The organism is Streptomyces sp. NBC_01537, assembly GCF_045040445.1.
Classification (GTDB): Bacteria; Actinomycetota; Actinomycetes; order Streptomycetales; family Streptomycetaceae; genus Actinacidiphila.
In genome coordinates this window covers 305272-316782 of record NZ_CP109392.1, presented here as the reverse complement: position 1 = coordinate 316782, position 11511 = coordinate 305272, and the positions used below count along the sequence as shown (strand labels likewise).

The window sequence follows — 11511 nt, the reverse complement described above, 5'->3', positions numbered from 1 at the left end:
AGGCGTAGTTCGGGCTGCTCGTGTCATGGCGCAATCCGGGGCCGGCCGGACCGTCAGCACCCGCGTGGGGCAGGCGGGCAGAAGAGCTGCTGTACGTACGGGCACTCGAAACGATGCCCCGGCGCGGAAGTGACCGGCACGTGCAGCGAGAATCCACAGACCACGACGACAACGACGACGAGGAAGAACCGTGAACAGACCGGCCCCGCGCTGCTCCACGGTCCTGTATGCGATATCCGTGCCCTGCGCCGTCATAGGCGCCCTGCTGTGGGTGCGCGGCCAGACCAGCGCGCCCCCCAGGACCTACGGGTCCTTCCTGGAGGCCCACAGCTACACCCCGTCGGCTTGGCGGGTGTGGTCCCCGGCAGTGCCCGAAGAACGTCTTGGCCTGTACCTCATCGCGGCCGGGCTGGTGCTGGCTGTGGTGGCGCGCCTGTTCTCTGTCCGGCGCGGCTGAGCAGCGCCAGGACCCAGGACGACGAGCACGGGGCCCTTTTGGGCTCACCTCGGCGATACCCGCTGTACGGCCGCGACGCCATCGTGATCGAGTTCGCCTGCTCCGACTGCGGCTCCTGCCTGTCCAGGGGTCAGTGCTGCCGGCTGCGGCGCGTGCCATCCCGGCAGTGACAGTCACTGCGGACGGTGATGAACGCGGCGGCACTAGCTCTGGTTGACGGCATGCTCTTTGAGGAAGGCGCCTGCGTAGGCGGCAGCCTCTTCCTTCGTATCGCAGGGGAGGGAGCCGTCGGCTTCGGTGCGCGCTCCGTCGGCTGCCTGCCCGGTCCACCGCCAGCCGCCCGATGACGGCTCCCAGAACAATGCGGCAGTCCCGCCGAACAGCTGGACGATGCTCGGCTCCAACTCCGCCCCTGCCGACCTGTTGATCGCGTCGGGCCACTTCTTGCGGGCGCCCTGCCGGGTGATCCCCCAAGCGGCTCCCATCTGCTCGTAGCTCGCACCGTAGGAGCCGGCGGTCCGTGCGGCTTGCGCTGTCAACCGCCCGACCGCCGTGTCCACGACCTTCCAGGCGGCGAGGATCGACAGAGCCACCTCGGTGGGATCCGCATTCCACATGCGGTTCTCGGGGAGCCCGGTCACCCGGGCGCGCATCGCCGAGGCGAGAGGGGTCAGGGCGTCGTACAGGTTCTTGTCGAGGTCGGTCAGTTCCGCGTTGATGGCTTCAGCGTCCGTCACGACGACAACTATAGTTACCCAACTGCGGTGTTGACAACAAAAGTTGCCGAGTGGCATATGCTAATGATGCCTGGCGGTGCGAACTCCTGTGTCCGGCCTGCTGGCAGACGGATCATCAGGGCCCGGATGTCCCGCTCGGCGGCCGCGATGGAGGTCATGGTCGGCAGGCGGCAGGGAATGTCGCTGCACGGGGCGCACGTCGCCGGTCCTACGCGGCCGCGTCCTGGCCGCATGACATCGCGGGCCGTTGACGAGATGTGGATCACATGCCGGAAGCGGATGTCACACTCCGGGCGCCCGGATCGCTCTCAGTCCGGAACGCATCCGCGACGGGAGGCCCTGCGATGTCCGACACCCCGCCAGATCCGGTGGCGAACACTGCGACACAGGTGTTCAACGACCACCGTGAGCTGCTGTTCTCCATCGTCTACAACATGCTCGGCGGCGTCGCCGACACCGAGGACGTGGTGCAGGAGACCTGGCTGTCGTGGACGGCCAGAATCCAGGCACCGAGTGCGGAGCCGATCGACAACCCGCGCGCCTACCTGGTGCGGATCGCGGTGAACCGGGCCCTCGCTCACCAGGCCGCCATCAGCCGCCGCCGTGTGACCTACGTCGGGCCGTGGCTGCCCGAACCGCTCGTCAGCCCCCTCACCGTCACTCCCGTCCCGGACGATGCCGCTGATGCGGCAGTGCGCGCCGAGACGGTGTCGATGGCGCTGCTGGTGGTCCTGGAAACCCTCACCCCACTGGAACGCGGGGTGTTCGTCCTGCACGAGGTGTTCGGCTACGCCCACACCGAGATCGCGGAGATCCTCGGCCGCAGTCCCTCGGCGATTCGCCAGCTCGCCCATCGCGCCCGCGAGCACGTCCACGCCCGACGCCCCCGCTACGAGCCCGCCCCGCACGTACGGCAGCAGGTGACCGAACGGTTCCTGGCCGCCGCGCTCGGCGGTGACCTGGACGCCCTCCTGCAGATCCTGGCACCGGAGGTGACCCTGTGGAGTGACGGCGGAGGCAAGGCCCATACAGCGGGGGGACTGCGGCCGCTCCACGGCCGGGACAAGGTCGCCCGCCTGTTCGCCGCTCTCGCTCCCCGCTCTGGCAAGGGCCTCGACGTCGTCTACCGACGCGTCAACGGCGACCCGTCGGCGCTGCTGTTCGCCGGCGACACCCCCTACGCCGTCCTCGTCCTGGACCTCACTGCGGACGGCAAGCAGGTGTGCGGGATCTACACCGTCGCCAATCCCGACAAGCTCTCTCACGTCAACTGAAGACCGAGGAATCCCCATGCTGCGGAAAATGGTGTCCTTGCCCAGTGGCAGAGTGGCGAAATGGGTCGTCCTCGCCCTTTGGACGGCCCTGCTGGTCCCGGCCCTCATGCTGGCCGGCAAGCTCGGCGACGTCGAGCAGAACGACAATTCGGCCTGGCTGCCCAGTAACGCGGAGTCGACCAGGATCGTCGACCGGGCTGAGAAATTCCAGCTTGCCGATACCCTGCCCGCGATCGTGATCTACGACCGGCCCGAGGGCGTCACCCCTGCCGACCTGGCCAAGGCCCGAGCCGACGCCGAAGCCTTTGCGGGCATCGAATACGTCGCCGGGCAGCCACAGGGCCCATTGAAGTCCCAGGACGGCAAGGCCATCCAGACCGTGGTCCAGGTTCACAAGGACAAGAAGGGCTGGGAAGGGATCGGCAGGGTCGTCGACGCGATGACCGAGGTCGGGGAACAGAACGCCAACGGCCTCGGGTTCCACGTCACCGGGCCGGCCGGCTACGCATCGGACTCGATCAAGGCCTTCAGCGGAGGAGGCGGCCTGACGGCGATCACCGCCTCGGTGGTGGTCGTCATCCTGCTGCTCACCTACCGCAGCCCGTTGCTGCCACTACTGCCGTTGCTGACCGTGGGCGGCGCCCTGGTCGCGTCGGAAGCGGTGATCTACCTGCTGGCGAGGAACGCCGGACTCACCGTCAACAAGCAGACCAGCTTCATCCTGACCGTGCTGGTGTTCGGCGCAGCCACCGACTACGCGCTCCTGCTCACCTCACGGTACCGAGAGGAGTTGCGGCGGCACGAGGACCGGCACGAGGCGATGGCGGAGGCCCTGCACCGCTCCAGTCCCGCGATCATCGCCAGCGCCGCGACCGTCGCGGTCAGCCTGATGCTGCTGATGCTGGCGACCCTCAACTCCACCCAAGGGCTCGGGCCGGCCTGCGCCGTCGGCATCCTCGTGGGGCTGCTCGCCATGGTCACCCTGATGCCGGCCCTGCTGGTCATCTGCGGCCGCTGGATCTTCTGGCCGGTGCCGCCGTCGTACGGATCCTACGGACCGGCCGGGGCGGCCAGGGCGGGCATCTGGACCCGGGTCGGCACCGCCGTCTCCGGCCGGCCGCGGATCGTGTGGATCGGCGCCGCGCTCGCCCTCGGCGTCATGGCGACCGGGGTGCTCGGGCTCAAGGCCGACGGGCTCTCCAACAAGGACCAGTTCACCCACAAGCCGCAGATGGCCGTCGGCGAGGAGATCCAGTCCAGGCACTTCCCGGCCGGGTCGGGCGACCCCGTCTACGTCGTGGCCAGCGCCGCCTCGGCGGAGCAGGTGAAGACCGCACTGTCCGGCGTCCCAGGACTCGTTGACGTCTCAACGCCGATGGTCAAGGACGGTGAGGCCATCATGCTCGGGGAGCTCAAGGACGATCCCAGCAGCACGGCCGCGATGCGCACCGTCGAGCAGGCCAGAACCGCGGTCCACAAGGTCGAGGGTGCGGATGCCCAGGTCGGCGGCAACACGGCGATCATTCTCGACACGCAGGAAGCGGCCGCCCGCGACTCCAAGGTGATCATCCCCATCGTGCTGGTCATGGTGTTCCTCGTCCTCGCGCTGCTGCTGCGGGCGATCGTCGCACCACTGCTGCTCATGGCGACGGTCGTGCTGTCGTTCGGAGCGGCCCTCGGCGTGAGCGGTCTGATGTTCAACCACGTGTTCCACTTCGCCGGAGCCGAAGCCTCCTTCCCGCTCCTGACGTTCGTGTTCCTGGTCGCCCTGGGCATCGACTACAACATCTTCCTGGTCACCCGGGTGCGCGAGGAGGCCCTGCTGCACGGCACCCGGCGCGGCGCGCTGACGGGCCTGTCAGCCACCGGGGCTGTGATCACCTCAGCCGGTCTGGTCCTGGCCGGTACCTTCGCGGCGATGGCCTCGCTGCCGCTGGTGTTCGCGGCCGAGCTCGGGTTCGCGGTGGCGTTCGGCGTGCTGCTGGACACCACGATCGTCCGCTCGGTGCTGGTCACCGCGCTGACCCTGGACGTGGGTCGATGGATGTGGTGGCCCGGCAAACTGTTCAGGCATCACGACGACGCCCACCCGCCGACGGGCACGTCCGACCCCGAACCCGCTCTCGCGGGCCCGGGCCAGGGCGAGGCGGCGTGACCGACCGGCTCACCAGCACATGATCGAGGCGTCTCCGGAACCCCACGCGGAATACAGCCGCGTACGGACCACATAGCGGCGGCCCTTCTGCAGCTTGACCTCCAGGCGGCCGTTGCGGTCCTCGCCGCTGTCGTCCTCACCGGCCAGGTAGCGCAGTTCGCCGCCGATGTCCTCGAAGAGGACGAGTACGACATCGGTCTGTCCGAAGGTGCCGAGCGTGTACTTGCGTGTCTCGGGCGGCTTGATCTCGAAGTCCGCCTGCCCGCCCGAAGCGAGGTCCAGGGGGGCCGAGGCGAACGGTGCCAGTTCGGGAATCTCGGCCTTCAGTGGCGGGTACCACGTGAGGACGAGTTCCCTGTCCACCTCGGAGAGCTTCAGCGGTGAGGGGATTCCGGAACGGAATTTCACCGGCTCCTTTATGAGACCTCCGGGGAATCCATACTCCATGATGGATTCCGGATCCCAGGACGAGCCCGTCACCTCACTGACCGAAAGCTTGCGCAACACATTGTGGAATGTGACGGCGCGGGGCCAGTTGTTGGGCGGGCCGCCGAGTTCGGAGTAGACCTTTTCCTCGTCCCAGACGATTCCCGCGAACGGATTCTGGTGCTCGTGGGCGAAACCGAGCGAGTGCCCGATCTCATGCCTGGCCGTGGCCTTTCCGTGCGGGCTGGTCAGATCCCAGCCGAAGTTCATCGTGGGCTCGCGGCTGCTGATCGTGAGGACGTCCGTACCGACGTACGACCACGAACCGTCGTCCCGGAACGAGATACGGATCTCCGCGTCCCCGGCGTCGTGGACCTCGCGGAACTCCAGCCCGATCCCTACATCCTTCCAGTCCTGGAAAGCCTGGTGAACCTCGTCCAGCTGGTTCTTTCCGGGACCTTCCCCTCCGTCGTCGAAGAAGCAGTACCGCAGCATCGTGCCGTTCACCCACTTGGAACGGACGATCTGTATCGCCCTCGCCCGCTGCGGACCGAGGTCCGGGCGGAGTACGGGCTGACTCTGCGGCGGCTGCGCACAGTACTGAGGAATTCCCTCGGGCGTTCCCATCTCACTTCCTTTCGCCGTGAATCGTCATGGTGACGGTTCGGCTTACGGGATCTCCAGCTCGAAAATGACCGGACAGCGGTCGGAGGCCTTGGGCTTGTCCTGGCCGACACCCGGGAAACGCGGACCCTTGTAGCGGACGTAGTCAAACGCAGAACGCTCATGGGATCCGCCCAGGGGGCAGAGGAGAAGGGTTCTGGCAGGTGCTCCCGCAGGGCGGCGCCGTCCACTCCGGCCGGGCAAACCGAATCCCGGGGCACATGGCCCGCGCATACAGCACGCGCATATCAGCAGTCTCTCCGGGGCGGGAACACCCCGCAACCTCAGGCCGACGGCGGCTGAGGCGCAGTTGACGTGCCTGGTTCTGAACGAGCTCTACGTTCATTCACCCGTTCGGCTCAGCCCCGCGGGTGACGGACGATCGCTGGCCGTAGCGTCACGGACAGGAGTGGAAGCCGAGAGGAGACCTCGCCATGGCCACAGGTCTGTCCATCCACATAGGGCTCAACGCAGTAGATCCCGAACGCTACAACGGCTGGGACGGCACGCTGCTCGCCTGCGAGAACGACGCCCGCGACATGGCCCAGCTCGCAGGGAAGGCGAACTTCACCGTGACGGAGCCGATCCTCACCCAGGACGCGACCGTCGAGAACGTCACCTCCACCCTGAGGGACGCGGCGGGGAGGCTGAAGAAGGGCGACATCCTGCTCCTGAGCTACTCCGGGCACGGAGGGCAGGTGGACGACCTCAACGGACCCGACGACGAGCCGGACCGGCTGGACGAGACCTGGGTGCTGTGGGACCGGCAGTTCGTCGATGACGAACTGTTCGCCCTGCTGGGCACCTTCGCCGCCGGGGTGCGTGTCCTGGCGCTGTCCGACAGCTGTCACAGCGGATCGGTCGTCCGCGCGGCGCCCGAACTGCTGAGCCCCCGCGCGCTGCGTGAGCAGTTCGGCACCGAGGACCCGGAGAAGATCGAGAAGCGGATCAGGGTGATGCCGCTGAGCACGCAGGCAGAGGTCAACAAGCGGGACGCCGCACTCTACGAGGGGATCCAGAAGGAGACCCAGGCCAAGGACTCAGGGCAGATCCCGGCGTCGATCCTGCTGCTGTCCGGCTGCCAGGACAACCAGACCTCGGCGGACGGGCTGCGCAACGGCCTGTTCACCGCGAACCTGCTGCAGACCTGGGACGAGTGGCAGAAGAGCGGGACCCACGGCGGATACCGGGCCTTCCACCGGCAGATCCTGAAGCGGATGCCGATGAACCAGAATCCCGACCTGTTCCGTACAGGGCATCTCGACGGCGGATTCCTCAAGCAGCGTCCGTTCACCGTCTAGACCGCTCCGGCCCGCCCCGGACCTCTCATGGCGAGGAGGCCAGCGATGTCCCCCATGGACCCGATGCAACGGGATCACACAGAGCACCAGGACTTCCCCTGGACGATCAACGTGGCCGACCACCCGCCACGTACGGAGTCCGCGCAGTACAAGGCGAGCCGGAAGCTGATGCGTACGCTCGTCGCCACGACCGACGGCGAGTGGCCGTTCGTCCCCGGTCCCGGCTCGGCCGGGTACGAGGACCATCACGGCGGAGGGGTCTGGGTCAGCGACCACGACGGATGGCTGTGCGTGCTGCTGCCGCTCGGCATCGAGTGGTCGGCGCAGTTCTGCGCGGCCCCGGAGAAGGTGGACCGCATCCGCCGGTGCGCGGCTCGGGTGGTCAGCGCCTTCCCGGACACGCTGCCCGGTTACGCCGCCCTCGGGTACGACGACGGCGAGCGCCTGCTGGGCACACCGATCCGGACGGCCGGCCAGGTCGCCGAGTGGACGGACTCCATCTTCAACGCCTCGGTGCCGTTGCCGCGCGGCCCGCACTCCGGGGTGCTGCCGAATGCGGCCGGGTACCACCACTACCCCAAGCCGATAGTGGACATCGACCACTTCCGCCGCGACGACTTCGAACTGTTCGTCACCGATGAGCGGGGTCTGCCGGTCGTCGTCGTCCCGCTGGCCCCCCGCGGCTCGGGCGACGGCCGGGTCCGCGTGCTGGCCGCCCATGCCGCCTCGTCCTACGCGGAGCGCCTGGTCAGCCCGATGGCACGGGCCCCCGAGCAGGAGTGGGACGGGGCAGTCCTGCAGCCCGACGACCCTCTGGCGCGGGAGGCGTTCCGACACCAGCAGGACTGAGCCGGCGATTGATTCAGAGCCGGGGGTGACCTCTGGCCGTACTGGCCCTGCGCAGCCCCGTCGAGAGCGACAGCAGCCGCATGGGGATCGTCGAACTGGCCGCCGCCAACAACGGCAGCGAGGAGATGCAGCCGAACTCTGTGATGCTTGCCCTTGCCCTTGCCCTTGCCCTTGCCCGCGTCCGTACCAGCCAGAGGGCGCGCGCCGGCGCCTCCGTCGTCGATGGTGGGTGGATGTCCCAGCAGAGGACCTCGCCGACGAGCTTGCACAGCGATGCACTTCGCTCCGGCCTCCCGACCCTACGAATGACCGGGACGCGACCCGTGCAGATGTACGCGATATGTTCGGTACTTAGTACGCAACATGTTCGTTACGCTGTGGGGCAGGAGGTGCTCATGTCCGAGTTGTTCGACGCGGTCGACGCCCTGATCGCCGGGCAGTCGCCACTGCCCCCGCCCGCGGAACGGGTCCGGCTGCGCAAGGCTCACGGACTGTCCCAGGAGCAGGTGGCCGCCGCGCTGGAGGTGCGCCGGCCGACCGTCGTGTCATGGGAGAGCGGCAGGACCGAACCGCGGCCGCCGCAGCGTGAGGCGTATGCCCGGCTGCTGGACAAGCTCGCGGAGCTCTATCCCGCCAACCCCGCGGCGCCCGGCCAGGACACGCCGGTGCCCGAGGTGCCCGACGCGCGCGAGGCCGCGCCCGTCGAAGCGGGTCCTGCGCTCACCGTCATGGCCACCGAGGCTGCGGCCATGACTGCCGACATGACTGCCGAACAGAACACCCCGCCCCGCCCGGCCTCCGGGCCGTCGACGACGTCGATGTCGCGGCGTCCGGCGGTGAAGAAGGCCACGGCGAAGCCCGCCCCGGCCGCCGTCGCCGCCGACCCGCGCTTCGCCCACGGGCCGCTCGCGGTCGTCGACGTCGAGGACGGGAAGGTCTTCGCGTACTGCGTCGGCGGCCTGGTCCTCGATGTCTCCGCCAGGTCCGTCCCGGCCCTGGTCGACTGGACGCTGTCGGAGGCCAGGCTCGGGCAGCCGAAGCTGAGCGGGCCGGGCAAGGACGCCGACCCGCTGATCGTGCTCACCGAGGCCGCGTGCGAGCGCTACGGCCTGCCGCTCCGCCTCACCGAGGAGGAGCGCCTGTCCGGGCGGCTGCCGGAGGGCCACAAGGTCATCAAGCAGCTCGCGCGGGCCGACTGGCAGCTGACGAAGCGTGGGTTCGGGCCGTGGGCGCGGATCTACCGCCCGGCGCAGGGCGGGCAGCGCATATGCGTGCAGCTGTGCATCCCGGGCTGGGACGCCCTCGACACCCGCCACTGGGACCAGGCCGGGCAGCTTCCGCCGGCGGAACTCGCCCGCCTGCTGGGCACCTACGCGACGCGGGTGATGACGCCGCGCGGCTCCACGGCCGTGACCGGTCTGGAGCTGATGACCGCCCTGCACCCGCCCACGCGCGCCAGCGAGCCGGACGCGGGCGGCAAGCGGCACAGCGAGCACAACCCCGGCTCGCTGGGCAAGGACCCGGTCGACTGCGCGCCGTGCGAGGCCCCCGACGGGCACCCGCTGCTCGCCGATCTGCCGCGCTTCCACCGGCGCACCCAGGCCGAGGTGCTGATGGAGGAGGCGTACGACTGGTCGCGCCCGATCACCGATGACGAATGCCTCAAGCGCTACCTGGTGGGCATCGACGTGAACATGGCCTTCGCCGCCGGAGCGAACGGCACGATCGTCGGCCTCGGTGCGCCGACCCGGGTCGGGAACCCGGTCTTCGAACCGAAGCTGCCCGGCTCCTGGCTGGTCGACCTCTCCCACGTCGACCTGTCCCGCGTGCGGGTCGGCAAGGAGTGGCAGCGACTCGAAGGGGATCTGCTGCCCAGCCCGTTCACGCGCAAGGGCGAGCGGCCCGAGGGGCCGGCCTGGTACGCCACGCCGACCGTGGCGTACGCGGTCGAACTGGGTTACGACGTCGCCCCGGTGGAGGCATGGGTGCGGTACGAGAACGGCCGGTTCCTGGACGGCTGGTACAACCGGCTGCGCGACGCGTACGTGGCGACGATGGCCGACCTGGGCGTCACCGCCGACCTGTCGCCGCAGGACTTCCTGGCCGCGATGGCCGAGCACAAGCAGGCCGACCCGCAGCTGGCGATCGTGCTGTCCGCGGTGAAGGCCACGGTCAAAGGCGGCATCGGCAAGCTGCGCGAACGCCCCCGCGGCGAAGGCTGGAAGCCCGGCGAGCCGTGGCGGGCCCTGGCCCGCCCGACCTGGCGCCCCGACATCCGCGCCGCCGTCATCTCCAGAACCCGCGTCAACATGCACCGCAAGATGGTCAAGCACGCGGCCGCCACCGGCCAGTACCCGGTCGCGGTCCTGTCCGACTGCGCCGTGTACCCGTCCGACGGACCCAGCCCGCTGGACTTCCTGCCCTACACCGACGGCAAGCCCCTGCCGGGCGGCTTCCGGCTCGGCGTCTCGCCGGGGATGGTCAAGCACGAGGGCACCCAGACCACCCTGTGGGCCGAGGGCGTGCGGGAGCAGTACGGCCAGGAGCTCAACCTGGCCCGCTACATCAAGGACGGCAGCATCACCACCGAGGACGACGGGGAGTAGACCGCGATGAGCATGTTCGGGGACGGCCTGGACAAGGCGGTACAGAAGGCGTTCACCCGCCCCATCCCGAAATCGGCCGGCGCCCAGATGCGGTACCTGGTCAAGCAGCTCAAGGGCACCAAAGCGGTCGCCCAGATGCTGCGGATCTCCCAGCGCACCGTCGAGCGGTACGTGAAGGACCAGATCAAGAAGCCCCGCCGGGACCTCGCCGCCCGCATGGAGACCGAGGTCAAGAAGCGGTGGCAGCCGCACATCAGGGACAAGGCCAAGAAGACGGCGGCCACCACCGGCGGCATCGTCATCGACACCCGCGCCCGCCTCGGCTACACCGCCCCGATCGGCACCACCGACCAGGACCGGATCCGCCACCTCACCGTGGCCCTCCCGCCGCAGTACGCCGCCCGCCTCTTCGACGCCCACGAGCAGGGAGCCGCCGACCAGCAGCTCCAGCAGATCGCCGCCGAAGCGCTCAAGGAGGTGTACTTCCAGGACGGCGGTCGCCGCGCCGGAAGCCTGGAGGAGGTCCGCTTCACCGACGTGCAGCACATCGACTTCGACCTGTAGCACCCCGAACAGCCGTGAGGGCCCGAACCATCGTGGGAGTGATTCCCAATCGCACGGCTGCCGCCACAGCCTCCTGCGCCGTGGTGGCCTGTGCGATGAGGCCACTTCCCGTGAAGCCTTCGCTGACCGTGGACCGGTCGACGTCATGCGCGAGCAGGCACGGCCCGACGATGGACAGGCCCGGGCGGGTAGTGGTCGAGAAGCGGAGCGCCCAGTGGCTGGTGAACGGGTAAAGCCCCCGCAGCGCCGGCTCGCCATATGCCGCCTCGACCAGCGCACGATAGGCATACCCGGGCCGCTCCTGTGCGCTCGCCCCCGTGCGCAGGCCCTGCCACTCGCCAAACCCCGTCGTGCCACGCCCGCGCGACTGTGGCGACCTGCGCCAGATCCTCGGGGTCGCACTCAATCAGTGGCATGCCCTGGAACCACTCCTCACCACGGATCGACCACCGCCGCTTGATCGCCCACGATCTGACGAG

At 69.0% G+C, this 11511-nt stretch carries 10 protein-coding genes; 7 read left to right on the top strand and 3 right to left on the bottom strand.

The genetic code is table 11. The annotated features are described in order from the left end of the window. Positions 1 to 190 precede the first annotated feature (190 nt). Positions 191 to 457 (top strand): hypothetical protein, encoded by a 267-nt coding sequence (locus OG607_RS01675; protein WP_405717755.1) that lies wholly within the window; start codon positions 191 to 193, stop codon positions 455 to 457. A gap of 203 nt (positions 458 to 660) precedes the next feature. On the opposite strand, the gene OG607_RS01670 is transcribed toward OG607_RS01675, so the two are convergent. Then, positions 661 to 1194, bottom strand: a complete 534-nt coding sequence (locus OG607_RS01670; protein ID WP_405717753.1) for a hypothetical protein — start codon at positions 1192 to 1194, stop codon at positions 661 to 663. A gap of 344 nt (positions 1195 to 1538) precedes the next feature. Here OG607_RS01670 and sigJ point away from each other — a divergent pair, with 344 nt between their 5' ends. Together sigJ and OG607_RS01660 are read left to right on the top strand one after the other, a co-directional pair. Then, a complete protein-coding gene (gene sigJ / locus OG607_RS01665; RefSeq protein WP_405717751.1) occupies positions 1539 to 2468 on the top strand; it encodes an RNA polymerase sigma factor SigJ in 930 nt (309 codons plus the stop codon). Positions 2469 to 2484: 16 nt separating this feature from the next. Beyond that, positions 2485 to 4623, top strand: a complete 2139-nt coding sequence (locus OG607_RS01660; protein WP_405717749.1) for an MMPL family transporter — start codon at positions 2485 to 2487, stop codon at positions 4621 to 4623. Positions 4624 to 4632: 9 nt separating this feature from the next. On the opposite strand, the gene OG607_RS01655 is transcribed toward OG607_RS01660, so the two are convergent. After that, positions 4633 to 5676 (bottom strand): M12 family metallopeptidase, encoded by a 1044-nt coding sequence (locus tag OG607_RS01655; RefSeq protein WP_405717746.1) that lies wholly within the window; start codon positions 5674 to 5676, stop codon positions 4633 to 4635. 470 nt (positions 5677 to 6146) lie between these two features. On the opposite strand from OG607_RS01655, the gene OG607_RS01650 reads away from it, so the two are divergent. From OG607_RS01650 to tpg, 4 genes are all read left to right on the top strand, one after another. Next, entirely contained in the window at positions 6147 to 7013 is an 867-nt protein-coding gene (locus OG607_RS01650) for a caspase family protein (RefSeq protein WP_405717743.1), read from the top strand. A 45-nt stretch (positions 7014 to 7058) separates the two neighbouring features. Beyond that, a complete protein-coding gene (locus OG607_RS01645; protein ID WP_405717741.1) occupies positions 7059 to 7862 on the top strand; it encodes a DUF6424 family protein in 804 nt (267 codons plus the stop codon). Positions 7863 to 8257: 395 nt separating this feature from the next. Then, positions 8258 to 10468 carry a telomere-associated protein Tap gene (gene tap / locus OG607_RS01640; protein ID WP_405717738.1) on the top strand — a complete coding sequence of 737 codons (2211 nt, stop codon included), beginning with the start codon at positions 8258 to 8260 and terminating at the stop codon, positions 10466 to 10468. Positions 10469 to 10474: 6 nt separating this feature from the next. Beyond that, the gene (tpg, locus tag OG607_RS01635; protein WP_405717735.1) at positions 10475 to 11032 is read left to right on the top strand and encodes a telomere-protecting terminal protein Tpg; all 558 of its coding nucleotides are present in this window, start codon (positions 10475 to 10477) and stop codon (positions 11030 to 11032) included. Here tpg and OG607_RS01630 read toward each other — a convergent pair. Further along, positions 10998 to 11438, bottom strand: a complete 441-nt coding sequence (locus tag OG607_RS01630; RefSeq protein WP_405717732.1) for a DUF6193 family natural product biosynthesis protein — start codon at positions 11436 to 11438, stop codon at positions 10998 to 11000. The two genes, tpg and OG607_RS01630, sit on opposite strands and share 35 nt — an antisense overlap. Between the last annotated feature and the right edge of the window lie 73 nt (positions 11439 to 11511).

Excerpts from the sequence above, each read along its gene's own strand:
- OG607_RS01655 (WP_405717746.1), bottom strand. The coding sequence starts at position 5,676 with ATGGGAACGCCCGAGGGAATTCCTCAGTACTGTGCGCAGCCGCCGCAG.
- OG607_RS01645 (WP_405717741.1), top strand. The coding sequence starts at position 7,059 with ATGTCCCCCATGGACCCGATGCAACGGGATCACACAGAGCACCAGGAC.
- OG607_RS01650 (WP_405717743.1), top strand. The coding sequence starts at position 6,147 with ATGGCCACAGGTCTGTCCATCCACATAGGGCTCAACGCAGTAGATCCC.
- sigJ (WP_405717751.1), top strand. The coding sequence starts at position 1,539 with ATGTCCGACACCCCGCCAGATCCGGTGGCGAACACTGCGACACAGGTG.
- tap (WP_405717738.1), top strand. The coding sequence starts at position 8,258 with ATGTCCGAGTTGTTCGACGCGGTCGACGCCCTGATCGCCGGGCAGTCG.
- tpg (WP_405717735.1), top strand. The coding sequence starts at position 10,475 with ATGAGCATGTTCGGGGACGGCCTGGACAAGGCGGTACAGAAGGCGTTC.
- OG607_RS01660 (WP_405717749.1), top strand. The coding sequence starts at position 2,485 with ATGCTGCGGAAAATGGTGTCCTTGCCCAGTGGCAGAGTGGCGAAATGG.